This window comes from Azospirillum sp. BE72 (genome assembly GCF_031455875.1).
GTDB lineage: Bacteria > Pseudomonadota > Alphaproteobacteria > Azospirillales > Azospirillaceae > Azospirillum.
Genome location: NZ_JAVDTO010000005.1, coordinates 115,177 through 141,179, shown reverse-complemented (window position 1 = coordinate 141,179; position 26,003 = coordinate 115,177). Strand labels below are relative to the sequence as shown.

At 68.6% G+C, this 26,003-nt stretch carries 19 protein-coding genes; 17 read left to right on the top strand and 2 right to left on the bottom strand.

Annotation, left to right across the window (positions count from 1 at the left end; genetic code table 11):
- Positions 1–15: 15 nt before the first annotated feature.
- On the bottom strand, positions 16–1,743 hold the full coding sequence (locus J2Y49_RS16970) for an AMP-binding protein (RefSeq protein WP_310116039.1): 1,728 nt from the start codon (positions 1,741–1,743) through the stop codon (positions 16–18).
- A gap of 200 nt (positions 1,744–1,943) precedes the next feature.
- Between J2Y49_RS16970 and J2Y49_RS16965 the strand changes: the two genes are divergently transcribed.
- The 7 genes from J2Y49_RS16965 to J2Y49_RS16935 all read left to right on the top strand — a co-directional run bounded on the left by J2Y49_RS16965 (position 1,944) and on the right by J2Y49_RS16935 (position 10,674).
- The gene (locus J2Y49_RS16965) at positions 1,944–2,831 is read left to right on the top strand and encodes an ABC transporter ATP-binding protein (RefSeq protein WP_310116038.1); all 888 of its coding nucleotides are present in this window, start codon (positions 1,944–1,946) and stop codon (positions 2,829–2,831) included.
- Complete coding sequence (locus J2Y49_RS16960; RefSeq protein WP_310116037.1) at positions 2,831–4,774, top strand: long-chain fatty acid--CoA ligase; 1,944 nt, start codon at positions 2,831–2,833, stop codon at positions 4,772–4,774. The genes J2Y49_RS16965 and J2Y49_RS16960 overlap by 1 nt, the downstream gene beginning before the upstream one ends.
- A 214-nt stretch (positions 4,775–4,988) precedes the next feature.
- On the top strand, positions 4,989–5,876 hold the full coding sequence (locus tag J2Y49_RS16955; protein ID WP_014187949.1) for a branched-chain amino acid ABC transporter permease: 888 nt from the start codon (positions 4,989–4,991) through the stop codon (positions 5,874–5,876).
- A gap of 7 nt (positions 5,877–5,883) precedes the next feature.
- Entirely contained in the window at positions 5,884–6,957 is a 1,074-nt protein-coding gene (locus J2Y49_RS16950; RefSeq protein WP_310116036.1) for a branched-chain amino acid ABC transporter permease, read from the top strand.
- A gap of 53 nt (positions 6,958–7,010) precedes the next feature.
- Positions 7,011–8,303 (top strand): ABC transporter substrate-binding protein, encoded by a 1,293-nt coding sequence (locus J2Y49_RS16945; RefSeq protein ID WP_310116035.1) that lies wholly within the window; start codon positions 7,011–7,013, stop codon positions 8,301–8,303.
- Between the two features lie 74 nt (positions 8,304–8,377).
- On the top strand, positions 8,378–9,232 hold the full coding sequence (locus J2Y49_RS16940; protein ID WP_370540490.1) for an ABC transporter ATP-binding protein: 855 nt from the start codon (positions 8,378–8,380) through the stop codon (positions 9,230–9,232).
- Between the two features lie 212 nt (positions 9,233–9,444).
- The gene (locus J2Y49_RS16935) at positions 9,445–10,674 is read left to right on the top strand and encodes an AMP-binding protein (RefSeq protein ID WP_310116034.1); all 1,230 of its coding nucleotides are present in this window, start codon (positions 9,445–9,447) and stop codon (positions 10,672–10,674) included.
- Between the two features lie 131 nt (positions 10,675–10,805).
- Here J2Y49_RS16935 and J2Y49_RS16930 read toward each other — a convergent pair whose 3' ends face one another.
- Complete coding sequence (locus tag J2Y49_RS16930) at positions 10,806–11,429, bottom strand: glutathione S-transferase family protein (protein ID WP_310116033.1); 624 nt, start codon at positions 11,427–11,429, stop codon at positions 10,806–10,808.
- 340 nt (positions 11,430–11,769) lie between these two features.
- Here J2Y49_RS16930 and J2Y49_RS16925 point away from each other — a divergent pair, with 340 nt between their 5' ends.
- The 10 genes from J2Y49_RS16925 (at position 11,770) to pelF (ending at position 25,990) form a co-directional block, all read left to right on the top strand.
- Complete coding sequence (locus J2Y49_RS16925; RefSeq protein ID WP_310116032.1) at positions 11,770–12,159, top strand: response regulator; 390 nt, start codon at positions 11,770–11,772, stop codon at positions 12,157–12,159.
- A 96-nt stretch (positions 12,160–12,255) separates the two neighbouring features.
- Positions 12,256–13,209, top strand: coding sequence for an NAD-dependent epimerase/dehydratase family protein (locus J2Y49_RS16920; RefSeq protein WP_310116031.1), 954 nt, complete (start codon positions 12,256–12,258; stop codon positions 13,207–13,209).
- A gap of 40 nt (positions 13,210–13,249) precedes the next feature.
- Positions 13,250–14,149 (top strand): endo alpha-1,4 polygalactosaminidase, encoded by a 900-nt coding sequence (locus tag J2Y49_RS16915; RefSeq protein WP_310116030.1) that lies wholly within the window; start codon positions 13,250–13,252, stop codon positions 14,147–14,149.
- Positions 14,149–16,446, top strand: a complete 2,298-nt coding sequence (locus J2Y49_RS16910; RefSeq protein WP_310116029.1) for a hypothetical protein — start codon at positions 14,149–14,151, stop codon at positions 16,444–16,446. The genes J2Y49_RS16915 and J2Y49_RS16910 overlap by 1 nt, the downstream gene beginning before the upstream one ends.
- A gap of 7 nt (positions 16,447–16,453) precedes the next feature.
- A complete protein-coding gene (locus J2Y49_RS16905) occupies positions 16,454–19,477 on the top strand; it encodes a tetratricopeptide repeat protein (RefSeq protein WP_310116028.1) in 3,024 nt (1,007 codons plus the stop codon).
- A 139-nt stretch (positions 19,478–19,616) separates the two neighbouring features.
- Positions 19,617–21,152 carry a tetratricopeptide repeat protein gene (locus tag J2Y49_RS16900; protein ID WP_310116027.1) on the top strand — a complete coding sequence of 512 codons (1,536 nt, stop codon included), beginning with the start codon at positions 19,617–19,619 and terminating at the stop codon, positions 21,150–21,152.
- Positions 21,153–21,196: 44 nt separating this feature from the next.
- A complete protein-coding gene (locus tag J2Y49_RS16895; RefSeq protein ID WP_310116026.1) occupies positions 21,197–21,841 on the top strand; it encodes a hypothetical protein in 645 nt (214 codons plus the stop codon).
- A gap of 14 nt (positions 21,842–21,855) precedes the next feature.
- Positions 21,856–23,280 carry a GAF domain-containing protein gene (locus tag J2Y49_RS16890; protein ID WP_310116025.1) on the top strand — a complete coding sequence of 475 codons (1,425 nt, stop codon included), beginning with the start codon at positions 21,856–21,858 and terminating at the stop codon, positions 23,278–23,280.
- Positions 23,277–24,413 carry a tetratricopeptide repeat protein gene (locus J2Y49_RS16885; protein ID WP_310116024.1) on the top strand — a complete coding sequence of 379 codons (1,137 nt, stop codon included), beginning with the start codon at positions 23,277–23,279 and terminating at the stop codon, positions 24,411–24,413. Before J2Y49_RS16890 ends, J2Y49_RS16885 begins: the two co-directional genes overlap by 4 nt.
- The gene (gene pelF, locus J2Y49_RS16880; protein ID WP_310116023.1) at positions 24,410–25,990 is read left to right on the top strand and encodes a GT4 family glycosyltransferase PelF; all 1,581 of its coding nucleotides are present in this window, start codon (positions 24,410–24,412) and stop codon (positions 25,988–25,990) included. Before J2Y49_RS16885 ends, pelF begins: the two co-directional genes overlap by 4 nt.
- Positions 25,991–26,003: the final 13 nt, after the last annotated feature.

The window sequence follows — 26,003 nt, the reverse complement described above, 5'->3', positions numbered from 1 at the left end:
AACCGGTGCCCCTGCCTATTCGCCCTGCTGCATCTGGATCGCGTCGGATGCCCGGCCGCGGTAATGGATGTTGCCGTCGCCATCCAGGAAGGCGCGGTCGCCGGTCAGGTAATAGCGCCGGCCATGGCGGAAGCGCTGGGCGGTGCGTTCCGGGTTGTTGGCGTAGGATTCGAACCAGAACAGCGGCGAGTGGTCGACGTCGATGGCGATCTCGCCGGCGCCGCCGACCGGCGCCTCCCGGCCGTCGGGGTCGAGGATGACGACGCGGAATCCCGGCATCGGCCGGCCGAGCGAACCGCTGGGCGGCTGGGCGGCCTCGCCACCGTCGGCCCCTTCGGATTCGTAACGGCCGATTCCGTCGGGATCGTAGCGATTGACGATGAAGATGCCGGTCTCGCGCTGGCCATACTGGTCGAGCAGGGGGACCTTCACCGTCCGGTTGGCCCAGGCGATCAGGTCGGGTGGCAGCGGTTCGCCCACCACGGACAGGATGCGCAGCGCGAACTGGTGTGACACACCGGGATCGGCGCCGTGCCAGGCGCGGATCTGCGATGGGGCGGCGGTCAGGTTGGTGACGCCGAACTTCGTCAGCATGCGGTAGCCCTGCCGCACGTCGTAGGGGCCGTCGCAGAAGATCGTCGTCCGCCCCAGCAGCAGCGGCCCGACCAGCCCGTAATAGGCGCCATAGGCCCAGCCGGGATCGGCCATGTTCCAATAGATGTCGTCGTCGCGCAGATCCAGGCCGATGCGCATGTACTGTTCGATCCCCGACAGCGCCTTGACCGGCAGCGAGACGCCCAGCGGCGTCGGTTCGGATTCCGACGTGTAGATCAGGGCGAAGGCGTCTCCCTCGCGATAGCGCGCCACCTCGGCCAGCGGCGCGGCCTCGTGCAGCGACGACCAGAAGGGCACGGCATCGGGACCGAAGGCCTCGTCGCCCTCCACCGTCACCACCGGCCGGGTGTTGTCGCGCGGCACCTTGCGGCGCAGGAAGCCGTTGGTGACGATGGCCCGCGCGTCGCTGTCGGCCAGCCGGTAGGCCACGGATGAGGCGGTATAGGTGGTGAACAGCGGCATGTAGACGCCGCCCAGCCGCCAGATCGCCAGCGCGGTGATCAGCAGCTCCGGCCCCTTGGGCAGCAGCACCGCCACCCGGTCGCCCTGTCCCACCCCCATGCCGGCCAGCACGGTGGCGAAGCGCGCCGAATCATGGGCAAGGCGGGCGAAGCTCAGTTCCGTGGTCTGTCCCGCGACGCTTTCATGCAGCAGCGCCGCCCGCGCGCCGTCGGCGGCGCGGACATGACGGTCGCACAACAGCGAAGCCAGTGCGATGGACAGGCCGCGATACTCCGGCCGCAGGAAGGCCGACGGCCTCACCATCAGGGGCGGCGGCGCCTCGGCAACCACCGACGCCGCTGCTTCCGGCGGCTGGGGCAGGGCAGGGGGAGCCGGCCGGTGCCGCAACGCAGCCAGATCGCCCAGCGCCACCAGATCCGGACCCAGGTGATAGCGCTTGCTGCGCCCGTCCTGCTCCACCAGCCCTTCGCGCGCCAGCGCCATCAGCAGCCGGTGGGTGGTCGCCTTCGACAGCCCGACCCCGGCCATCAGATCGGCCAGCCGCGCGCCGTCCGTGCCCGCGTCGGCAACCGCGCGCAGCAGGGCAATGGCGCGTTCCAGGCTTTGGGTGCCGCCCGCCCCGCTCGGAGCGGCAGGAGGTGTGGCGATGTCGGCGTGACTGCTCATGAGGTCCATCATATGGACCGCGCGGCGGCTTGTCGCGTCAAAAAACATGCAATAGCGGAATGTCAGTGTTGATAACAGAACGGAACCCGGTATATAGTGCGGAAGTTGCTCATGAAACGGTCCACAATATGGACCTCGCCGGCCACCAAAGAGCCGGGTCGTGACCCCGAGAAGCGGTACCAACAGCAACGGAGGAGGAAATGTCAGGCGCGCCCGTCGCACCACACCCCGGCCCTGCCAAAACGTCGCCCACCACCCAGGCGGAGACCATCTTCGAGGCTCGGGGCGTCAATCTGCGCTTCGGGGGCGTCCATGCGCTGACCGACGTCAGTTTCGGCATCCGTAAGGGCGAGTTGTTCTCGATCATCGGCCCGAACGGGGCCGGCAAGACCTCGATGGTCAACTGCATCTCCGGCCGCTACAGGCCGACGGACGGCAAGGTCTATTTCAAGGGCCGCGACGTGACGGGGATGACCCCGAACCATCGCGCCTCGCTCGGCATCGGGCGCACCTTCCAGAATCTGGCGCTGTTCGGGCACATGACCGTGCTCGACAACATCATGGTCGGCCGCCACCACCTGCTGAAGAACAACTTCCTGACCGGGTCGCTCTACTGGCTGACCGGCGCCAGGAAGGAGGAACTGTCCCACCGCCGCGAGGTGGAGGAGATCATCGACTTCCTCGAAATCCAGCATGTGCGCAAGGCCACCGCCGGCACCCTGTCCTACGGCCTGCGCAAGCGGGTGGAACTGGCCCGCGCCATGGCGCTGAAGCCGGACCTGATCCTGCTGGACGAGCCGATGGCCGGCATGAACCTGGAAGAGAAGGAGGACATGGCCCGCTACATCGTCGACCTGAACGAGGAGTTCGGCATGACCGTGGTCATGATCGAGCACGACATGGGCGTGGTCATGGACATCTCGCACCGGGTGATGGTGCTGGAATTCGGCAAGAAGATCGCCGAAGGCAGGCCGGAAGAGGTCCTGGCCGATCCCCGCGTCCGCCGCGCCTATCTGGGCGAGGACGACGAGGAAGAGGCGCCGGCGGCTCCTGCCGCGGTCGTACCGCCGCGCAAGGAGGTCGCGTGATGTCGAACCTCAATCTGCCTGATCTGGCCGTCTACGACACCCTGCCGAAGCTGGTGGCATTGCACGCCCGCGACCATGGCGGCGACATCGCCATGCGCGAGAAGGATTTCGGCATCTGGCGGACCTTCACTTGGGGCCAGGTGCATGCCCGCGTCCGTGCCTTCGCGCTGGGCATGACCAAGCTTGGCGTCGTGCCGGGCGAGGTGGTCGGCCTGCTCGGCGACAACCGTCCCGACTGGGTGATGGGCGAGATCGCGACCCACGCGCTGCGCGGCTACAGCCTGGGCATCTACCGCGATGCGCTGGACGAGGAGGTCGCGTACCTCATCACCTATGCCGACGTGAAGGTGGTGTTCGCCGAGGACGAGGAGCAGGTCGACAAGCTGCTGAACCTCGCCGACCGGCTGCCGACGCTGCAGCACATCATCTATTCCGACCCGCGCGGCATGCGCAAATACCACGACTCCCGGCTGATGCCGGTCACCGACCTGATCCGCATGGGCGAGGAGCTGCTGGCCGCGCAGCCGGACCTCTACGACCGCATGGTGGCGGAGACCAAGGGCGAGGATGTCGCCATCCTCTGTACCACGTCGGGCACCACCTCGAACCCGAAGATGGCGATGCTGCCGGCCGGGCGCCTGATCCGCCACGTCGCCAGCTACCTGTCCGCCGATCCCAAGGGGCCGGAGGACGAGTATGTCTCGGTCCTGCCGCTGTCCTGGATCATGGAGCAGGTCTATGCCGTCGGCATGGGCGTGGTGTCGCGGATGCGCGTGAACTTCGTCGAGGAAGCCGAGACGATGATGCACGACTTCCGCGAGATCGGACCGACCTTCGTCCTGTTCGCCCCCCGCCTGTGGGAGGCCATCGCCGCCGACGTGCGCGCCCGGATGATGGACGCCTCGCCCTTCAAGCAGAAGATGTACGAACTCGGCATGAAGCTGGGGCTGGAGGCGCTGTCGAAGGGACAGCGCTCGGCGATGGCCGACGCGATCCTGTTCAAGGCTCTGCGCGACCGGCTCGGCTTCACAAACCTGAAATCGGCGGCGACCGGCGGTGCTGCGCTGGGGCCGGACACCTTCAAGTTCTTCCAGGCGCTGGGCGTCCCGCTGCGCCAGATCTACGGCCAGACCGAAACGATGGGCGCCTACACCGTCCATCGCGGCGCCGACGTGGATTTCGACACGGTCGGCGTGCCTTTCGACGACGGCATCGAGGTGAAGGTGATCGACGCCGACCACAACGGTGTCGGCGAGATCGTCACCCGCCATCCAAACATGTTCGCCGGCTATTACCGGAACGAGAAGGCGACCGTCGCCGACATGCGCGACGGCTGGATGCACACCGGCGATGCCGGCTTCTTCGACAAGAAGGGGCATCTGGTCATCATCGACCGCATCAAGGACATCGCCACCACCGCCCAGGGCGACCGCTTCAGCCCGCAATACATCGAGAACAAGCTGAAGTTCAGCCCCTATGTCGCCGAGGCGGTGATCCTGGGAGACAAGCGCGAATACCTGTCGGCGATCATCTGCATCCGCTTCTCCATCGTTTCGAAATGGGCGGAAAAGAACCGCATCGCCTTCACCACATACTCCGACCTGTCGTCCAAGCAGGAGGTCTACGACCTGCTGCGGGCGGAGGTGGAGCGGGTGAACCAGACGCTTCCCGAGTTTCAGCGCATCTCCAAGTTCCTGCTGCTCTACAAGGAGCTGGACGCCGATGACGGCGAGCTGACCCGCACCCGCAAGGTGCGCCGCGGCGTCGTCGCCGAGAAGTACGGCACCATCATCGACAGCATCTATGCCGGCCAACCGAAGATCGACGTGGACACCACGATCGCCTTCCAGGACGGCACCAAGCAGCGCATCCGCACGACGCTGACCGTCATCGATCTGCTGCCCGCCGCCGCCAAGGCGCTGCAGCAGCCGGTCGCGGCTTAGCAATGCACACGCTGAATACCCCTCTCCCCCCCGCTCACGCGCAAACGAAGTTTGCGCTGACGCGACAGGCGGACCTTCGGTCCGCCGAAAGTGGGGAGAGGATGGGTGAGGGGGATCCGCCTGCCGGACGCTCCTCGCCATGCAACCCCCTCACCCCGACCCTCTCCCCGGGGGGGAGAGGGGGATCTGGATCCCAATTCGGCGAGGCCACGCCATGACCCTTCTGTTTCAGCTTCTCGTCAACGGCCTGATCGTCGGCGCGCTGTATGGCGTGGTCGCCATGTCCTTCGTGCTGATCTACAAGGCCAGCCGCATCGTCAACTTCGCGCAGGGCGAATTCCTGCTGATCGGCGCCTGGACCTGCTGGTGGCTTCTCACCAGCTGGCAACTGCCCTTCTGGATCGGCTTCCCGATCACGCTGGTCTTCATGCTGGCCTTCGGCGTCATCCTGCAGATCGTCGTGCTCAGGCCGATGATCGGCGAGCCGATCATCTCCGTCATCATGGTGACGATCGGCCTGTCCATCGTCTTCCAGGCGGCGATGAAGTGGATGTTCGGCGTCTTCGCCAAGCCATTCCCGCCGATCTTCGCCAGCCCCACCATGAACCTGTTCGGGTTGGAGGTGCAGACCGTCTACGTCATGTCGCTGCTGATCTCGATCCTGATCATGGCGGGCTTCGGCTGGTTCTTCAAATACTCGCGGACCGGCCTCGCCATGCGGGCCACCGCCTTCGACCAGCAGGTGGCGCAGTCGCTGGGCATCTCGGTCCGCCACATGTTCGCGATGAGCTGGGCGATCTCCGCCATGGTGTCGGCGGTGGCCGGCGTCACGGTGGGCGTGGTCAACGGCGTGTCGTCGGCCCTGTCCTTCTTCGGCATCAAGGTGTTCCCGGCGGTGATCCTGGGCGGTCTCGACAGCGTCATCGGCGCGGTGGTCGGCGGCTTGATCGTCGGCGTGCTGGAGAACATGGCGCACTACCTGGACAGCCAGTGGCTGAACTGGGGCAACATGTACGAGATCGCGCCCTTCTACGTCCTGATCGCCATCCTGATGATCAAGCCCTACGGCCTGTTCGGCACCAAAGACATCGAGCGCGTGTGAGGCCCCCATGGCGAACATCAGCATCATCCCGAGCGGCGATTTCAAGACGTCCTACGGGACCGACACCACCATCTTCCCGACGAAGACCAGCCGCAACTTCGCGATCCTGGGAGTGGTCCTCCTGCTGGCCTGCCCGGCCTTCATGGACCGCTACTGGCTCAGCCTGCTGATCCAGATCAGCTATCTCGGCATCGCCGCGCTCGGCCTGAACATCCTGGTCGGCTTCACCGGCCAGATCTCCATCGGCCATTCCGCCTTCTTCGGCTTCGGCGCCTTCGCCTCGGCCTGGCTCAACAACAGTGTCGGCGTTCCGGTGGCGCTCGCCATCCCGCTGGCGGGCGTGGTCACCACGCTGGTCGGGCTGCTGTTCGGCATGCCGGCGGCGCGGTTGAAGGGTCTGTACCTCGCCATTGCCACGCTGGCGGCGCAGTACATCCTGCAGGACTTCTTCGCCCGCGCCGACTGGTTCACCGGCGGCACTGCCGGCACCATCGCCGAGCCGCTGACCATCTTCGGCTTCGCCTTCGACACCGACGAACGGTACTTCTACGTCGCCCTGGTGGCGCTGGTGGTGATGTACATCCTCGCCACCAACCTGATGCGGACCCGCGACGGCCGCGCCCTGGTGGCGGTGCGCGACCATTACCTGTCCGCCGAGATCATGGGCATCAACCTGACGAAGTACCGGACGATGTCCTTCGGCATCTCCGCCTTCTACGCCGGCATCGGCGGCGCCCTCTACGCCCATTACCTGCAGTTCGTGTCGGTGGAGGGCTTCACCATCCTCTTCTCGATCCAGTTCCTGGGCATGATCATCATCGGCGGGCTGGGTTCGATCATGGGCACGCTGATGGGCACCGCCTTCATGGTCTTCCTGCCGGAGGCGATGCAGGCGCTCACCAAGCTGGTCAGCGGCACCGCCATCGATACCGCGCTGAACCTGAAGGACAACATCGCCTTCCTGCGCGAGATGTCGATCGGTCTCGTCATCATCCTCTTCCTGGTGTTCGAGCCCGACGGGCTGGCCCACCGCTGGAAGCAGATCAAGGCCTACTGGAAGCTCTATCCCTTCTCGCATTGAGTTTCGACGCTTTGCCGGTCAACAAACAGAACAGAATGGGGAGTCAACGCACCATGTCGATCAAGACCGCGCTTTTCGCCACCACTGCCGTTACTGGCGCGCTCCTGCTGGCGACCACCGCCACCGCTTACGCCGACATCCCGGTCGGCCATCTGGCCGACCAGTCCGGCGCCACCTCGGACGTCGGCGTGCCCTATGCGCAGGGTGTGGCGGACGCGCTCGCCTACATCAACGCCAAGGGCGGCGTCAACGGCACCAAGCTGGCGGTCGACACCGTCGACTACGGCTATCAGGCGCCGCGCGCCATCAGCCAGTACAAGAAGTGGTCGTCGGGCAGCGACAAGATCGCGGCCCTGCAGGGTTGGGGCACCGCCGATACCGAGGCGCTGACCGGCTTCGTCGGCAAGGACGAGATCCCGGCCTATTCCGGCTCCTACTCCGGCCACCTGACCGATCCGACCGGCAAGGGCCCGCACGGCTCCAAGCCGGCCCCCTACAACTTCTTCTACGGCCCGTCCTACTCCGACGCGCTGCGCGGCATGCTGATGTGGGCGGCCGAGGACTGGAAGAAGCAGGGCGGCCAGGGCAAGCCGAAATACGTCCACATGGGCGCCAACCACCCCTATCCCAACGCGCCCAAGGATGCCGGCGAGCAGCTGGCCAAGGAGCTGGGCTTCGACGTCCTGCCGGCCGTGCAGTTCGCGCTGACCCCCGGCGACTACACCGCCCAGTGCCTGACGCTGAAGCAGTCCGGCGTCAACTACGCCTATCTCGGCAACACCGCCGGCTCCAACATCTCGGTGCTGAAGGCCTGCCAGACGGTCGGCGCCAAGGTGCAGTTCATGGGCAATGTCTGGGGCATGGACGAGAACGCCGCCAAGGCCGCCGGCGCCGCCGCCGACGGCGTGGTGTTCCCGATGCGCACCGCAGTGACCTGGAACGCCGAAGTGCCGGGCATGAAGACGCTGAAGGACATTTCCAAGATGTCCGACGCGGCCGGCACCGCCTATCGTCCGGTGCACTACATGGCCGGCGTCTGCACCGCCTTCTACATGAAGGAGGCGATGGACTGGGCGTCGAAGAACGGCGGCGTCACCGGTCCGAACATCCGCAAGGCGATGTACCAGAAGAAGGACTGGGTCCCGGCCGGGCTGGAGGGCGTCTGCGTTCCCTCGACCTGGACCGAGAACGACCACCGCGGCATGACGGCGGTCAACATCTACCGCGCCAAGGTCGGCGGCGACACCGGCGCCGGCGTGGACGAGCTGGTCAAGGCCGGCACGATCAAGCTGGACAAGCTGACCACCGTCGATGTGCCGCGCAAGCCGGAATGGCTGGGCTGGTAAGCCTTTGAGTGCCTGGCGCCTCCGCTTTTTCGCGGCGGGGGCGCCCCCCTTCTTCCGAACAGTTCAGGTGCCGCATGCAGACCACCGCCACGGCCGCTTCGACCAACGCACCCGTTGTACCGCCCGTCACGGCTGCGAAGCGGATGATGCTGTCCGTCAACAACATCGAGGTCGTCTACAACGACGTGATCCTCGTGCTCCGCGGCCTCAGCCTGGAGGTGCCGGAGGGAGAGATCGTTGCCCTGCTTGGCGCCAACGGCGCCGGCAAGTCGACGACGCTGAAGGCGATCTCCGGCCTGCTGAAAACTGAGGACGGCGAGGTCACGCGCGGCGACATCACCTTCAATGGCGAGCGCATCAACGGCATCGACCCCGACCAGATCGTCCGCAAGGGAATTTTCCAGGTGATGGAGGGCCGGCGCATCATCGCCGACATGACCTGCCTGGAAAACCTGCGCCTGGGCGCCTACACCCGCCGTGACAACGGGGTGAAGGACGACCTGGACATGGTCTTCAGCTACTTCCCCCGCCTGAAAGAGCGCACCGGCCTTGCCGGTTATCTCTCCGGCGGCGAACAGCAGATGCTGGCCATCGGCCGCGCGATGATGGCCCGGCCGAAGCTGATCCTGATGGACGAACCCAGCATGGGCCTGTCGCCCCTGATGGTGAAGGAGGTGTTCAGCATCGTCCAGCAGATCAACAAGGATCTGGGCGTCACCATCCTGTTGGTGGAACAGAACGCCCGCATGGCGCTGCAGGCGGCATCCCGCGGCTACATCATGGAAAACGGCAAGGTCGTGCTGGACGGCACTGCCGAAGAGCTGCGCAACAACGAGGACGTGAAGGAATTCTACCTCGGCGGCGGCAACGAAGAGCGCAAGAGCTTCAAGAACCTCAAGAGCTTCAAGCGGCGCAAGCGCTGGATTTGAGCGGGGAGGCGTCGGCTGACGATGCCCCCTCCCTAACCCTCCCCCGCTCTCGGCGGACCGAAGGTCCGTCCGATGCGGGGGAGGGGACTGCCGCCACTCTTCCCGACTAGCGCTTACCCCCTCCCCCGCCCAGCGGGGGAGGGTAGGGGTGGGGGCAAGAGGGAGGGGCAAAACTGGCGATGATCGGCCGACCCCTGAACGGACGAACGACCATGACCGACTTCTACGACGACCTCGAAACCCGTTCCTCCGACCGGCGCGAGGCCGAGCAGTTCGCGGCGCTGCCCGCCCATCTGCACCACGCCAAGGACAACGCTCCCTATTTCCGCCGGCTGCTGGCGGAGATCGACCCGGCGGAGATCCACGACCGCGCGTCGCTCGCCACCCTGCCGGTGACGCGCAAGGCCGACCTGATCGCGCTGCAGCAGGCGAACCCGCCCTTCGGCGGTCTGGCGGCGGTGGAGATCGGGCGGCTGGCCCGCGTCTTCGCCTCGCCCGGCCCGATCCATGATCCGGAGCCGCATGGCGTCGATCCTTGGCGCAGCGCCCGCGCGCTGTTCGCCGCCGGCTTCCGCGCCGGCGACCTCGCCCACAACTGCTTCGCCTATCACCTGACTCCCGCCGGCTCGATGTTCGAGACGGGCGCGCACGCCGTCGGCTGCGCTGTCATCCCCGCCGGCACCGGCAACACCGAAATGCAGGCGCAGGTCGTCGCCAGCCTCAAGCCACGCGGCTATATCGGCACGCCCGACTTCCTGAAGATCATCCTGGAGAAGGGCGACGCGCTGGGCCTCGACGTTTCCTCCATCCGCATCGCCGCCGTGTCGGGCGGCCCCTATCTGCCCGACGCCCGCGCCTTCTACGAGGCGCGCGGGCTGGACGTCTACCAGAGCTACGGCACCGCCGACCTGGGCATCGTCGCCTACGAGACCGAAGCCCGCTCAGGTTTGGTGGTGAACGAGGGCTGCATCGTCGAGATCGTCCGCCCCGGCACCGGCGACCCGGTTCCGGACGGCGAGGTGGGCGAGGTGGTGGTGACCATCTTCAACCCGGCCTATCCGCTGATCCGCTTCGCCACCGGCGACCTGTCGGCGGTGCTGCCGGGAACGAGCCCCTGCGGCCGGACCAACATGCGGCTGAAGGGCTGGATGGGCCGCGCCGACCAGACCACCAAGGTCAAGGGCATGTTCGTCCATCCCGGGCAGGTTGCCGAGGTGCTGCGCCGCCATCCCCAGCTCTCCCGCGGCCGCCTCGTCGTCGGGCGCCAGGACGCCAGCGACACCATGACGTTGCGCTGCGAGGCGGAGGAGAGCGGGGACAATCTCGCCGCCGCCATCCGCGAGACGCTGTCGTCGGTGACCAAGCTGAAAGGGGCGGTGGAATTCGTGCCGCCGGGCAGTCTGCCCAATGACGGCAAGGTGATCGACGACACGCGGAGTTAGACCCCCACCCTAACCCTCCCCCGCCCAGCTCTCGCACAAAGCTGTGCTTTGTGCTGACGCGGCAGGCGGACCGTAGGTCCGCTGAGAGCGGGGGAGGTTAGGTGGGGGTCTAACGCCGCAAGAATCCTACCTCAGCACTCCGCATCCGCCGACGGCATCAGCTCATACTGCGGTTTGTAGCCCGGCTGCGCGCGGATGCGGTCGGCCCAGGCCTGGACGTTGGGGTAGTCCTTCGCCTCGATGGCGGATTCGTTCAGCAGGTCGATCCAGGGGAAGGCGAAGATGTCGGCAATGGTCAGCCGTTCGCTCTGGATGAAGCTGTGGCCGGCCAGATGCTCGTCGAACAGCTTCATGCCGCTGGCGGCGGAAGCGTCGAGCCAGGGCAGGGCGTTGGCGTCGCCGTTGAACTTGCGCACGGCCCGGGCGCGCTGGACCGGCAGAAGCACGTCGGCCAGCCAGCTCAGCCATTCGGCGATGCGCAGCTTCTCGGCGTCGTCGCGACCGCCGAACTGCCCGGTCTGTTCGGCAAGATAGGTCAGGATCACGCTGGATTCGGAAATCGAATGGTCGCCATGCACCAGCGTCGGCACCCGGCCGAACCGGTTGATCGCCTGGTATTCCGGCGACTTCTGCTGCCCGTTGCGCAGGTCGACATGCCGGTACTGGAACGGGATGCCGGCCAGCCGGAAAAACAGCGCGACGCGGGTCGCCGGCTGGGAATTCACGTTGCCGTAGAGGATGAAGGGCGCTGTCACGATGCTCTGTCTCCCTGGTTTGCGGACCCGAATGGTCCCCCCGGATGATCGTGCGGAAGATCGATCTCCGGCTTTGCCGCGAGGATGGCCTCAACCGGACCGATCGCGCCAGTGGAAAGCGCAGCCCTACTATTCATGGCACTCCTGCAACAAGTTTCACACAACATCGGTGAAAGTGCCCTTCTCCAAAGCTGTGGGCTGCTTGACCGGCGAAACCAAAAGCCGTAGACACTGAGTTACATGTGAAATACCGCGTGGATATGCCGTGTGTGGTCCTGCGCGCCGGTCGGCGCCGCATGGCCGGCGTCACGGGGCGCGGAACCAAGGTCCGGATGACGAGATGGTGGACACGGTCGAAAAGACGCGGACGATCCTGGTGGTCGAAGACAATGTGCTGATGCGCAAGCTCTTCGTCCGTTGCCTGGAGGAAGGCGGCTTCGCCGTCGTCGAGGCGTCCGACGCCACCTCGGTTCTGTCGCTGATGCGCGAGATGGTTCCGGATCTGGTGGTGATGGACATCGTCATGCCCGGCCTGTCGGGGCTGGAGTTGATCAAGCAGATCCGCGCCGACGGCGACCTCGCCGCGACGACGGTTCTGGCCGTAACCAACCTCGCCACCCCCGCCGACAAGCGTCGCCTGGCGGATGCGGGCTTCGACGGTCATGTCTCCAAGCCGATCAAGCCCAAGGAATTCCAGGCCGCCGTCGCCGGTTTCCTGACCGCCGCCTGAGCGGGTCCGGGCGATTTCCGCGGGCGGCGTGAGATCCGCCATCCTAATCCTCGCGTACTTTCCACCATATACCCAAAATCGGAAGGAGCCGCAGCGATGGCGCGTTACCTGGTCACCGGCGGTTGCGGCTTCATCGGCTCGCACCTGATCGAGCGGCTGCTGGCCTCCGGTCACGAGGTCAGGGTTCTGGACGACCTGTCCACCGGCAAGCGCGAGAACCTGCCTCCGTCAGTGCCGGTGACGGTCGGCGACGTCGCCGACGCCGCGGCGGTCGAGGCGGCGATGGCCGGTCCTGACGGCAGCGGTGTGGACGGCTGTTTCCATCTGGCCGCCGTCGCTTCCGTCGACCGCTCGCGCGAAGCGTGGCTGGAAACCCACCATGCCAACCAGTCCGGCACCATCGCCGTGTTCGACGCCGCCCGCCGCGCCAACCCCAAGGGGCCGGTGCCGGTGGTCTACGCCTCCTCCGCCGCCGTCTATGGCGACAATCCGGCCATGCCGCTGACCGAGGACGCGGCGACCCGCCCGCTGTCCGCCTATGGCGCCGACAAGCTGGGCTGCGAACTGCATGCGCGGGTTGCCGACATCGTGCACGGCGTGCCGACCACCGGTTTCCGCTTCTTCAACGTCTATGGACCGCGCCAGGATCCGAAATCACCCTATTCCGGCGTCATTTCCATCTTCGCCGGCCGGATCGTGAGGGGAGAGCCGGTCACCATCAACGGTGACGGCGAACAGGTTCGCGATTTCATCTTTGTAAAGGACTTGGTGCGATACCTGACCGCGGCGATGGATAACCCAAGGTCCGGCCCAAGGTCCGGCGCACCGGTCTTCAACGTCTGCACCGGCCGTCCGACTTCGGTCAATCGGCTGGCGGAGGTGCTGGCGGAGCTGTCCGGCCGGCCTCTCGACCGCCGGCACGGCCCGGCGCGGCCGGGTGACATCCGGGTGTCCATCGGCGATCCGTCGCGCCTCGTCGCCGCCTTCGGCATGAGTTGCGACACGCCGTTGGAGGACGGGCTGCGCAAGACGCTGGCGTGGCTGGGCTGACCGTTCAGGTCGGGTAAGCGTCGGGAAGGGTTCGGCTGGCGTGATCGGTGGTCTGATCGGGCGGCGTGCTGTCGCCGCAGGGCTCGTGTCGGGTGCGGCGTCGCTGGCGCTGCCCAACCGCCCCTTGCGGGCCGCCGAGGCCGGCCAAGCTTCCGCTTCGCGGTCCTCCTTTTCTCCCTGGGCGGTCTATTACGCCGATGCCGCTCCGCTGTCGGCCTTCCAGCCCTACCGCCTGCTGGTTCTGGACAGCCGCGCCCATCCGCCGCTCCAGCCGCTGGCCGACCGCGGCAAGACCCTGTTCGGCTATCTCAGCGTGGGGGAGGTGGAGACGCACCGTCCCTGGTTCGGCCGGGTGAAGGACTGGGGCATCTTGGACCAGGAGAACCCCAACTGGCCCGGCAGCTTCTATGTCGACGTCCGCGACCGCCGCTGGGTCAAGCTGGTGGTGGAGGAACTGGTTCCGGCGATCCTGCGCGAAGGCTTCCACGGCGTCTTCCTCGACACGCTCGACAACCCGCCGCATCTGGAGCGCACCGATCCGAAGCGCTGGCGCGGTATGACCGATGCCGCGGCGGCCCTGGTGCGGGCCATCCGCCGCAACTGGCCGGATATTGGCCTGATGCAGAACCGCGCGTATGAAATCCTGCCGCAGACCGCGCCGCTGCTGAGCCATGTGCTGGGGGAGAGCGTCTATGCCGGCTGGGATTTCGCCGCCAAGCGCCCGCACCGCCAGAGCGCCGAGGATTACCGGTTCCAGGTGGAGGCGCTGAAGGCCGCCGGCGCGTTGAACCCGCGGCTCGGCCTGCTTACGCTCGATTACTGGGATCCGGCCGATACGGCGGGCGTCCGGGCCATCTATGCGCTGCAGCGGGCCAACGGCTTTTCCCCCTATGTCTCGACGGTCGAACTCGACCGCCTGATCCCGGAGCCGCCCCGGTGATGAGCATCGCCAAGGCGGCAGCGGCGGTGACGGCGCTGGCGCTCGGCCTTCTGCTGCCGTGGGCTGCTCCCGCCACGGCGGCCGGCGCGCAGCCCACGGCCGCACCATTCCGGCAGGAGGTGCCGCGCATCATCCTGGCGCTGGTCGACCTGCGCGAAGAGGAAACGATCCGCCTCGGCCGCATCCACACGATGGCGGAACTTCCGCTGAACCATCTGGGCCTGTCCGTCGTCTATTGGAACGTCGCCGACGGCCTTCCCGACCTGTCGCGCTATCCGGGGCTGCGCGGCGTCGTCACCTGGTTCGCGGGGGAGCCCTTCGCCGATGTCGGCGCCTACATCGACTGGGTGGGGCGGGCGATGGACAGCGGCGTCCGCTTCGCCGTGCTGGGCCAGCCGGGGGTGCGGCTGGAAAGCGGCGGCAGGCCGGTGCCGCTGGCGCTCGCCAACCGCTTCTTCGCCCGCTTCGGGCTGCGCGACGACGACGGTTTTTCCGACCTGACCTATAAATCCAAGCCGGCGCTCGCCGATGGCATGATCGGTTTCGAACGGCCGCTGTCGGGCGTGCTGCCCGGTTACCCGCTGTTCCGCAAGACCGATGCGCGCGTCGCCTCCCATCTGGTGATGCGGCGGGCGGACGACCCGGCCGGCGACAGCCATCTGGTGGTGACCGGCCCGGCCGGCGGGTTGGCGGCCGAAGGCTACAGCCGCTATTTCGACGCCGAGTACAACCGGCGCCAATGGATCGTCGACCCCTTCGCCTTCTTCCGGGACGCCTTCGCCACCGACGACCTGCCGAAGCCCGATGTTACCACCTTGTCGGGCCGGCGGCTCTATTTCAGCCACATCGACGGCGATGGCTGGCGCAACGTGACGGAGGTGGCGCCCCATGCCGCCAAGCGCGTGCTGTCCGCCGATATGGTGCGCATCGCCGCCATCGAGCCCTTTCCCGACCTGCCGGTGACCGTCGCCCCCATCGTCGGTGACCTCGACCCGACCTGGAACGGCACGCCGCAGTCGGTGGAGGCCGCCAAGAAACTGTTCGCCCTGCCGCAGGTCGAACCGGCCAGCCACACCTGGACCCACCCCTTCCAATGGGCCTTCTTCAAGGACTACAGCCGGCAGAAGGAAGCGCCGTTTCTCGACCGCGACGGCACCTACCGCCCCGCCAAGGGCGACGACCATGCGGCGGAAACGGTGGGCGAGGTGTCGGACATCGGCCGCTATGCCGTTCCGCGCGCCTATCTGCAGCAGCCCTTCGACCTCGACCAGGAGATCGGCGGCGCGCTGGACTATTTCACCCGGCTGGCGCCCGCCGGCAAGCGGGCGGTGCTGGTGCAGTGGTCGGGCGATACGTCCCCATACGAGGCGGCGCTGGCGGCGGTGCGCAAGGCGGGCGGCGTCAACATGAACGGCGGCGACGCCCGGTTCGACGCCGATTTCCCCTCCATCACCGGCCTGCCACCCGTCGGCCTGCCGGTGGGGGCGGAGCGCCAGATCTACGCCGCCGGCAGCAACGAGAACACCTACACGGACCTGTGGACCAACCGCTTCTACGGCTACCGCAATCTGGTCAACACCATGCGGCATGCCGGCGGTCCGATCCGGCTGAAGCCCTTCAACGTCTATTACCACATGTACAGCGGCCAGAAGGCGGCCAGCCTGAACGCGCTGGTTTCGGTGCTGACCGCCGCCCGTGGGCAGGAGCTGGCCCCGGTCGCCGCCTCCACCTATGCCCGTATTGCCGAGGGCTTCTACACTGCGCGGTTCGAGCCGCTGGAGGGTGGGCAGCGCTGGCGCGTGCGCGACCGTGGGGCGTTGAACACGCTGCGTTTCGACCGGGCCAGCGCCACCGCGGTCGATTTCGCCCGTTCCGCCGGGGTACTGGGCCAGCGCCACAGCCAGGGCAGCCTCTATGTCGCGCTCGACCCCGCCGTGGCGGAGCCGGTGGTGGCGCTCGCCGAGATCGACCGCGCCGACCGCGATCCGCCCGCGTCCGTGCCTTATCTGGTCGAAGGGCGCTGGGCCTTCTCGGCCCTGGCGGGGGAGGGCGCGGGGGAGGGCGCTGGCTTCCGCGTCGCCGCCGCCGGCTATGGCGAGGGCGCCATGGTCTGGCGGGTTCCCCGTCCCGGTCCCTGGACGGTCACGGCGGAGCGTGACGGCACCGTTCTGTGGACCGGCACCGCGACCGCGGATGAGGATGGCCGACTGGCGCTGACCGTTCCGGTTTCCGGCATCGCTCCGCTGCTGCTGCGGCTTCGTCCCATCCTTCGTCCCAACGGCGGCGTGGCGGGGTAAGGCGGCGATGCGTGCCAACATCCTCGTCGTCCTGCTGGTGCTGCTCGTGGGCATCGGCGCCAGCCTGCTGCTGATCCCGCGCGGCGGCGAGCTTGCCCTGCAGAAATTCCGCGACCGTGATTACGACAGCGCCCGCGCCGTCTACGAGGAGCGCTATGCCGCCGGCGACCGCGGCGGCGCCACGGTGATGCCGCTGACCCGCCTGTCGCTGGCCCAGGGCGACGTGGAGCGCGCCATCGCCCTGACCGAAGAGTTCATCGTCGCCGAACCGTCCTCGATCGAGGCGCGCGAGTTGCTGAACCGCCTCTACCAGGATGCCCAGCGGCCCGGCGATTATCTGGAAAACCTGACGGTCCTGGCGGAGCTGCGGCACAGCGCCGACCTCTACCGCGAACTGGCCTATGCCGCTGGTTTCCGCAACCGGATGGCGTTGAAGGCCGATGCGCTGGCCCGCTACTGCGCGCTGGCGCCCGACGATGTCGAGGCGCAGCAGGAACTGGCCGCCCTGCTGGCGGCGCGCGGCGACCATGCCGGCGCGGTGGACCGGCTTCTGTACGCCGACGACCGCGCCCAGGGCAACATCGGCGCAGACAGCCGCGAAATGCTGATGAGCCTGCTGATCGACCTCGGCCGGGCGGAGGATGCCTTCGGCCGCGCCCGGCGCTGGCTCGGCGAGCAGCCGACCGTCGCCGCCATGATCGGTTTGGCGAGCCAGCTGGCGGCGGCATCCCGTCCGGACCTGGGGCTGCGGCTGATCGAACCACAGGTGATCGGGCCGCAAGGGACCGGTCGAAAGCCCGCGCTGGCGCTGGAACTGACCTACATCGACCTGCTGATCGCCGCCGACCGCCGGGAGGAGGCGCGGACCCGCCTGTCGGCGCTGTCCGGCCCGGTGGAGGACACCCAGTTCGGCCGGCTGCTGGCGCTGGCGCTGAGTGCCGGGCAGGCGCAGGAGGCATTGCGTGCCGCCAAGGGCCGCGACCTGCGTCTGGTGCCGGATTGGGTGCTGGCCGGGCTGGCCGAGACGGCTCTGCGCGACGGCGACCGCCCCTTCCTCGACCGCCTGCATCACGAACTGGGCGAGGGGTTCCTGGTCGATTACCCGGTGCTGGCGGCAAACATCGCGCTCGGCCGCGGCGATGCCGATGCCGCCGCGCGCTGGGCGGAGCGCGGTCTGGCCGGGAGCGCGCTGACCCTCGGCGACCGGCTGGCCGTCATCCGCATTCTCGACCGCGCCGGCCGCCGTGCCGCCGCGTCCGCGGCCTTCGACCGTCTGGCACTGTCGGACTCTCTCTCCGACGATCGGTCGCCCGGCGATCAGTTGCCCGACGACCAACTGGAGGAGTTGGCCGCCCTGTTCATCGACCTCGACCGCGCGCCGGCCGGCCTGGACTGGTTCGCCGCGCGCCGGCAGGCAAAGCCCTCGCCGGCGGCGTACCAGGGCTGGGCGAGGCTGGCGGCCAAAGCCGGCGATCCCGATGCCGTCGCCGATTGGCTGGCCGCCCAGCCGGTGCTGCCCGCCGCCCTGTTGCAGGACATCGCCGGCAGCGCCGCCGAACGGGCCGTTGCTGATCGACGTGCCGCCCCGCTGGCTCTGGTCGCCGCGCAACGCGCCTTTGCGCTTGACCCCTCGCCGCGCAGCCGTCTGGCCGTCGCAGCCGCCTTTACCGCGACCGGTAAACCGGCGGAGGCGCTGCCGCTGCTGGCACCCCTGCTCGACCAGGGCGGTGCGGAGGTGGAGGCCGCCTACATCGCGGCGCTCGACGGCGCCGGCCGGTCGGAGGAATTGGCCCGCCACCTGACCGCCAAGCTGGCGAAGGGTGGACTGACCGACGTGGAGGAGCAGGGCATCGCCTATCTGCTGCTCGACCACAAGGCCTACCGCGCCGCGCTGCCGCTGCTGCGCGTACGGGCGGAGCGGCTGGGCGGCGATTGGCTGGCGGCCTATGCCGATGCAGCCGCCAAAGCGAACGCGCTGCCCGATCTCGCCGCGCTGCTGCAACGGCAGGCTGTCGCCGCCCCGCTGGCCGAGGCGGAGGACTCGCTCTATCGCGGCACGTTGGAAAAGCTGGGCCGCAAGGCCGACCTGCGCCGCTACCTGCTGGCCCGCGCGACCGACGACCGCCTGCCGGTCGAACGGCGGCGGGAGCCGGCCTCCGCCCTGCTGGCGCTCGGCGACAAGGCAGGGGCGCAGCAGGCCTTGCAACGGCTGGCCGCCGCGCAGGGGCCGCAGAGCGACGATTTCAGGCAGCTGGCCTATCTGTGGGGTCCACGTCCGCCCCCGGCTGCGCTGGACTGGCTGGAGGTGCGGGCCAAGGCGGCGGCGGGCCCGGCCGAGCAGGCGGCATGGTACGACCGTCTGGCCGAACTCGGCGGCGGCGCCCGTGTCACCGCCGGCCTCGTCACGCAAGCCGGCCCGCCGACCCAGCCGGCGCTGAAGGCCCCCTACATCGAGGCCCTCGCGTCGGCCGGCAAGGGCAAGGAGCTGGCGGTCGCCCTGCGTGCCGCCCTGCGCGAGGAAACCGCGCCCGACCGCCTGCGCCGCTATGCCCGCCTCGCCGAACAGACCGGCCAGCGCACCGCCGCCGGGGAAGCCTGGACGGCGCTGCTGGCGCAGAAGCCGGAGGATGCCGACGCGCTGCGCCAGCTGGGCATGCTGGCCTATGACGAGAATCGCCTCGCCGACGCCGAGCGCCTGTTGCGCCGTTTCACCGCACGCGGTCCCGACGATTACGAGGCGCATTACTTCCTGGGCGAGGCATTGACCGCCCTCAAGCGCCCGGCCGCCGCCGCACCTTTCTACCGCACCGCGCTGGCCCAGCTGCGCGCCCGCGGCGTCCGGGGCGACGCGGCGGTCCTGACGGAGGCGAACCTGCTGAACCGGCTGGGCAAGGTGGACGACGCGGTGGCTCTGTTCGAATCGCTGCGCAAGCGCCGCCCCGGCGACCGGCAGCTGAAGGCGGACTATGCATCGATGCTGATCGAAAACGGACGACTGCCGGAGGCCCGCCGTGTCCTGGCTCTTCCGTGACCGATCCCCGCAATCCACCCCCTCTCCCCCCCGGGGAGAGGGTCGGGGTGAGGGGGTCACATCGCGTGACTTCCCGAGAATACTCGCCACGCATCCCCCTCACCCTAACCCTCTCCCCGGGGGGGAGAGGGGATTCTGGGTGCTTCTCCTAACCCTCCTTCTCGCCGCCACCCCCATCCACGCCCAGCCGGCGCCATCCTCCGTCCGGCTGGAGACCGTGCGGGAGGACCGCGCCGCCCGCCTCACCCTGGGCTGGACCGCTCCGGTCGCAACCGAGGTGGAGCGCCAGGGCCGTGAAATCGTCCTGCGCTTCAGCCGGCCACTCGGCGAGGTCGCGCTCGACCGCGTGCCGGAGCGGCTGGAGTCCTGGATCGACAACATCCTCTACGGCTACGACAGCGTCGTCCTGGTTCTCGCCGCCGACGTCACGGCCGAGATCGCGGCGGACCCCAAGGGCGTCGCTGTTGCACTGGCCCGCGCCCCCGCCGTGCGCCCGACGCCGCAGGCCGAGGCGGCCGACCGGGCAGCCGGGCGCCGCATCGACTATTTCCGTGCCCTGGCCCTGATGGAAGGCGGCGAGGTCCGTTCGGCGCGGGTGGTGCTGCACGACCTGCTGGCGCAGGACCCGCGGGATGCCCAGTCCACCGCCCTGCTGGCCCAGGCGGAGGAGCGGCTCGGCCGCTGGCGCGAGGCGGTCATGGCCTATGACAGCGCGCTGGAGCTGACGCCCGACGAACCGTCGCTGGTCCAGGGCAAGGCACTGCTTCTGCACGCTAATGCCGACCGCGCCCGCCTGGACGTCGATTGGCAGCAGGTGCGCAACGCCGACATGCAGCGCATCGCCCGGCTGAGCGGCGTGCAGGAACTCGGCCGCTCGACCAGCCTGACATGGGCGTTGGAACGGCGAGAGGTGGATGTCGACGCCGCCCAGCGCGCCGATGGCCGGCTGGAGCCCTTCCACGGCGCGCGGTCGCGGCTGGAGGTCGGGCTGGTCCATGACTGGCCCGAGTTGCAACGCTCCACCCTGTCCGTCTACGCCGCCCCGCAGACGTTGGGCGCCGGCTACACCCATGCTTGGCGCGACGAGGAGTCGGAGACCCGCGCCGGCTTCGCCTGGAGCGAGCCCAACTTCGCCTTTCTGGAGGGCATCGTCGACGGCGGCAGGCGCGACCGCCTGTTCCTACAGCATGAGGAGCGGCTGTCGGAGCGCTGGTCCCTGTCGCTCGGTGCCGGGTACAACCGCTATGGGCTGGCCGGGGCCGCCGATCTGGCGCGCAGCGCCACGGTGGAAGGCTCCTTGCGTTACACCCTGAACACGGCCGGGCCGCTCGCCAGCGTCGCCTATGTGCTTGACGCCGAGTATGTCGGCCACCGCGAGGAACGGCAGAACGCGGACGGACAGACCTACGTCCCGCTGCCGGCTGCGACGCGCGAGGTCCACGCGCTCCAGATCAATGTCGAGGACCATGTCACGGATTATGTCCGCTATGCCGCGCAGCTCGGCTACGCCTACGACCGGCGGGGGCGCAGCGGCCCGCAAGGCGCGGTTTCCCTGGGTTGGGAGCCGGTGGACGGGCTGGAACTGGGGATTCGCGCCGCCCACGCCCGCTCCACCGCCCGCGGCACGGCCAGCGCGGTGAACAGCGCAGGCGTCACGTTGGTCTGGCGTTATTGACGGTGTGTCAACGTCTTCATGGTTAAAGGAAGGGAAACAGCGGAATGGGGATGCGTGACGCGATGGGTCCGACGGGCATGGGGATGAAAGCCAGGGGAATACAGGCTTGCGGCGCGCTTCTGCTGGCCGGGATGCTGCTGGCGGGGTGCAGTGTCGGGCGGATCAACAGCCGCGACTTTGCCCAGCCGGGTGCCGCGCTGCCGGCCGGCGCCACCGTCGCCGTTCTGCCGTTCGAGAACCTGACCAACCACCCCAACGCCGGCCAGATCGCCGCCGATCTCGTCTCCACCGAGCTGTATGGCGTCGGCAGCGTCCGCCCGGTGGAGGCCGGACGCGTCCGCAGCCGCCTTGCGGCCCAGAAGTCCACCGACGCCGGTGCCGCAACGGCGCCCGAGGCCCCGGCCGATGCCCCGCTCGATGCGCAGGCCGCCGGCCGGGCGCTGGCAGTGGACGCGGTGCTGGCCGGCAGCGTATCGGAATACGGCTATCAACATGGCCTGCGGGAAGAGCCGGTGGTCGGGCTGAACGCCCGGCTGGTCCGGGTTTCCGACGGTGCCGTTCTCTGGACCTCCAGCCAGTCGGAGGCCGGACGCGGCTATTTCAGCCGCGACAGCGTCAACAACGTTGCCCAGCGCGTGGTGACGCGCATGATCGACAGCCTGCGGCCGGTGGTCGCCGCCACTCCCTGAGGCTCGGTCCGACGATGAGCAGCCAGCCCCCCGCCGTCCCGGCCGACCCGATCCCCGCCGACGGTGCGCCCCGCCGCCGCTGGTTCGGCCTGCGCCCAGTGGCGCTGCTGGAGCTTGCGCTGTTCTTCGCCGTGGCGCTGGGGCTCGATGTCTGGCTCGGCTCCGGGCTGCGGTTCGAGGGGGTGCAGCCGCATCCCTTCTGGATCCCGGTCCTGCTGCTGGCGATCCAGTACGGCACCAACGAGGGCGTGCTGGCGGCACTGGCCGCGTCGGTGGCGTTGCGGCTGGGCAACGTGCCGGACGCCGGCATCACCCAGGACCTCTACGACCATCTCTTCACCCTGACGCGTGAACCGATCCTGTGGCTGGTGGCTGCCGTGCTGTTCGGCGAGCTGCGCATGCGCCAGCTGCGCGAGCGGGAGGAGCTTCGCGCCGGCCTTGCCACCGCCCGTCAGGAGGCGGAGGCCATCGCTCGCTCCTACCGTGCCCTGAAATCGGTCAAGGAGAGCCTGGAAACCCGTGTCGCCGGCCAGCTGCGCACCGTCTTCACCCTCTATCAGGCCGCCAAGTCCATCGACCGGCTGGACGAGGGGGAGGTGATGCTGGGCGTCGCCGACCTCGTCCGCACCGTCATGAAGCCGGAGAAGTTCTCGCTGTTCCTGCTGAACAACGACGTGCTGGAATCGGTGACGAACGAGGGCTGGGACGACGACAACGACACCTATGCGCGCTGGTTCGACAGCGGCACCGCCCTGTTCCAGCAGGTGATCGCCCGCCAGCGCCAAGTCTGCGTCAGCCGCGCTGAGGACGAGCGCATCCTGGCCGGCGAAGGCGTTCTGGCCGGCCCGCTGGTCAGCAGCGACACCGGCGAGGTGATCGGCATGGTGAAGATCGAAAGCCTGGGCTTCACCGACCTCAGCGTCAACACGGTCGAGAACTTCCGTATCCTGTGCGAATGGATCGGCACCGCGCTGGCCAAGGCGCGCCAGTACCGCGCCGCCAACGAACAGCGGGTGTTCACCGACGACGCGCTCTATTCCTCCAGCTACATCGGCCGTCAGGCGGAGTTCCTGGCCCTGCTCGGCCGCCGCATGGGGTTCGAGACGACGGCCATCACCATCCGCCCGACCGGCATCGCCCGCCTGTCGGTGGGCCAGCGGGCGGAGCTTGCCGCCGCCATCGGCGAGGCGGTGCGCGGCAGCCTGCGCGACACCGACCTTGCCTGCGATTTCGGCCATCAGGGAACGTCTTTTGGCGTCGTGCTGGCCGGCACGCCGCTGGACGGCGCCCGGCTGGTGGAGGCGAAGCTTGAACGCGCCGTCCGGCAGGCGCTGCCCGCGGCACTGGCCGACATCACCATCGGCTTCACCACCCGGCGGATCGAAGCCCCCGCCGATGGCCGGGTGGAAAACCGGCTGGACGGGCAGGAAGTGCGATGAGCGCCCCGATCCCCGCCGCTTTCGATGGTCTTCCCGGCGACCGGCCTTCCGCCGGTGTGGGCGAGCTGCTGCTGGTGGCACCGGCCGCCGGTCTGCTCGACGCCGCCGCCGTGGCATTCGCCCTCTCGGAGCTTCCCTACGCCCTGTCGCTCGGCGCGGCGCTGCATCTGGCGCTCTGCGCTTTGGTCGGGCTGTGGGTGCGCGGGCTGGTGCGGCGCGGGCGGGACCTGCGGCTGGCCGGGCTTCTGCTGGTCACCATGGTGCCGCTGGGGCCGGTCGGCGCCGCCTGCACCGTGGTGACCGCGGCGCTGCTGGCGCTGTTCAGCCGCTATGCCACCGGGTTCCAGGACTGGTATCTCTCCCTCTTCCCCGACAGCGAGACCGGACCGGTGCGCGAGCTGTACGAGCTGATCGTGACGGGGCGGGAGAATGCCCATCTCGCCGCCGGCGACTCCTTCACGGACGTGATGTGGATCGGCTCGCCGCAGCAGAAGCAGGCGGTGATCGCGCTCGTCGCCCGCCATTTCCGTCCCGCCTTCACGCCTGCCCTGAAGGCGGGTCTTGCCGACGCCGACCCGTCTGTCCGCGTCCAGGCCGCCACCGCCACCGCGCGGGTGGAACATGAGTTCAACGAGCGCTGGCTGGCGCTGGACCATGCGGCGCGCGACCGGGCGGAGGATCCGGACGCCCTGGCCGCGCTCGCCCGCCATCTCGACGATTACGCCTTCTGCGGCCTGCTGGACGCCAACCGCGAGGCGGAGATCCGGGAAAAAGCGCTGGAGGGCTATCGCCGCAGCCTGCACCTGACCCCGGACGACGACACCATCCGCCTTGACCTCGGCCGGCTGCTGCTGCGCTGCGGACTGGCGGCGGAGGCAGCGGCGCGGCTGGAGCCGCTGGTCGACCGCACGCCCGACCGCCGCATCCTGTACTGGTACGCCGAAAGCCTGTTCCGGCTGGGCCGCTTCGCCGAGCTGCGTGCGCTTCCCGGCCGCCGGCCCGACCTGCTGGGCGACGAGGCGGAACTGCCCCACACGCTGCGCGACGTCTTCGCCCTCTGGCGCGACGATCCGCCATCGACACCGCCGGAGGCCGTTCCCCCGGTGACCGGCGCGAAGGAGCTTGCCGCATGAGCCGCAGCACGCCTCTGCCGGAAGCGCCCTTTGCCCCCAAGGCCGACGTCTGCCTGCTGATGGAGGGATCCTATCCCTATGTCGCGGGCGGCGTGTCGACCTGGACCCATGACCTGATCCGCTCCCATGCCGACCTGACCTTCCATGTCGTGGCGCTGGTCGCCGACCGCAGCGCGCGTCGGCTGGCCTATGAGTTGCCGCCCAACGTCACCGGCCTGACCCATGTCTATCTGCAGGACCCGCCCGCCGGCTGGCGCTGGCAACCCGGAACGGCGCGGCTGGTGGCGGCGCTGGAGAAGCCGCTCGGCCGGCTGCAGCAGGGCGGCGGGCTGGCCGAGGTGGCCGAGGTGCTGCAATTGCTGGCGCCCCGGCGTGGCCGGGTCGGCAAGCGGGCGCTGCTGAATTCCGAAGACGCCTTCCAGATGGTGGTGCGCATGTGCAGGGCCACCCTGCCGGACGCCTCCTTCCTCGAATATTTCTGGGGCAGCCGCGCGCTGATGAGCGGGCTGTTCGCCACGCTGCTGGTGCCGATGCCGCAGGCCTCCATCTACCATGCCGTCTCCACCGGCTATGCCGGGCTGTTCGCCGCGCGGGCGAGGCTGGAGACCGGACGGCCGGCGCTGCTGACCGAACACGGCATCTACACCAACGAGCGGCGCATCGAGATCCTGATGGCCGAATGGCTGTTCGAGGGGGGCGACACCTCCCTGGTGCTCGACAGGAAGAAGCGCGATTTGCGGGATCTGTGGTTGGACACCTTCGCCAGCTACTCCAAGGCCTGTTATGACGCCTGCGACCGCATCATCACCTTGTACGGCGGAAACCAGGAGTTCCAGCGCCGCCAGGGCGCCGATCCGGCCAAGCTGATGATCGTGCCCAACGGCATCGATTACGCCGGCTATTCCCAGGTGCGGCGCGATCCGGAACCGCGCCCGCCGACCATCGCCCTGATCGGCCGCGTCGTGCCGATCAAGGACGTGAAGACCTACATCCGCGCGGCCGCCATCCTGCGCGAGGACATTCCCGATTTGAAGGCGATGATCCTCGGGCCGCTGGAGGAGGACCCCGGCTATGTCGAGGAATGCCGCACCATCGTGGCGCATCTGGGGCTGGAGCAGACGGTGGTCTTCGCCGGCCGGGTCAAGCTGACGGACTGGCTGGGCCGGGTCGACGCCATCGCGCTGACCAGCGTCAGCGAGGCGCAGCCGCTGGTGATCCTGGAGGCCGGCGCGTCCGGCGTGCCGACCGTGGCGACTGACGTCGGGTCCTGTTCCGAACTGCTGCTGGGCCGCCCGGACGAGATTCCGCCGCTAGGGCCGGGCGGGGCGGTGACGCCGCTGGCCAGCCCGCTCGACACCGCGCGGGAACTGCGCGCCCTGCTGCTCGACCGCCCCTGGCGCGAGCGCTGCGCCCAGGCCATCGCCCGGCGCGTCGCCCAGTCCTACGACAAAGTCGCCATCGACCGAATCTACCGCGCCATCTATGACGAGCACATCGCCATGCCGACACGTCCGGTATCGCATGCCCCAATCGCCAATCAAAGCCCCTCTCCCCTCGCGGGAGAGGGGTTGGGGTGAGGGGGCGCAAATT

Excerpts from the sequence above, each read along its gene's own strand:
- J2Y49_RS16970 (WP_310116039.1), bottom strand. The coding sequence starts at position 1,743 with ATGAGCAGTCACGCCGACATCGCCACACCTCCTGCCGCTCCGAGCGGG.
- J2Y49_RS16965 (WP_310116038.1), top strand. The coding sequence starts at position 1,944 with ATGTCAGGCGCGCCCGTCGCACCACACCCCGGCCCTGCCAAAACGTCG.
- J2Y49_RS16960 (WP_310116037.1), top strand. The coding sequence starts at position 2,831 with ATGTCGAACCTCAATCTGCCTGATCTGGCCGTCTACGACACCCTGCCG.
- J2Y49_RS16955 (WP_014187949.1), top strand. The coding sequence starts at position 4,989 with ATGACCCTTCTGTTTCAGCTTCTCGTCAACGGCCTGATCGTCGGCGCG.
- J2Y49_RS16950 (WP_310116036.1), top strand. The coding sequence starts at position 5,884 with ATGGCGAACATCAGCATCATCCCGAGCGGCGATTTCAAGACGTCCTAC.
- J2Y49_RS16945 (WP_310116035.1), top strand. The coding sequence starts at position 7,011 with ATGTCGATCAAGACCGCGCTTTTCGCCACCACTGCCGTTACTGGCGCG.
- J2Y49_RS16940 (WP_370540490.1), top strand. The coding sequence starts at position 8,378 with ATGCAGACCACCGCCACGGCCGCTTCGACCAACGCACCCGTTGTACCG.
- J2Y49_RS16935 (WP_310116034.1), top strand. The coding sequence starts at position 9,445 with ATGACCGACTTCTACGACGACCTCGAAACCCGTTCCTCCGACCGGCGC.
- J2Y49_RS16925 (WP_310116032.1), top strand. The coding sequence starts at position 11,770 with ATGGTGGACACGGTCGAAAAGACGCGGACGATCCTGGTGGTCGAAGAC.
- J2Y49_RS16920 (WP_310116031.1), top strand. The coding sequence starts at position 12,256 with ATGGCGCGTTACCTGGTCACCGGCGGTTGCGGCTTCATCGGCTCGCAC.
- J2Y49_RS16910 (WP_310116029.1), top strand. The coding sequence starts at position 14,149 with ATGAGCATCGCCAAGGCGGCAGCGGCGGTGACGGCGCTGGCGCTCGGC.
- J2Y49_RS16905 (WP_310116028.1), top strand. The coding sequence starts at position 16,454 with ATGCGTGCCAACATCCTCGTCGTCCTGCTGGTGCTGCTCGTGGGCATC.
- J2Y49_RS16895 (WP_310116026.1), top strand. The coding sequence starts at position 21,197 with ATGGGGATGCGTGACGCGATGGGTCCGACGGGCATGGGGATGAAAGCC.
- J2Y49_RS16890 (WP_310116025.1), top strand. The coding sequence starts at position 21,856 with ATGAGCAGCCAGCCCCCCGCCGTCCCGGCCGACCCGATCCCCGCCGAC.
- J2Y49_RS16885 (WP_310116024.1), top strand. The coding sequence starts at position 23,277 with ATGAGCGCCCCGATCCCCGCCGCTTTCGATGGTCTTCCCGGCGACCGG.
- pelF (WP_310116023.1), top strand. The coding sequence starts at position 24,410 with ATGAGCCGCAGCACGCCTCTGCCGGAAGCGCCCTTTGCCCCCAAGGCC.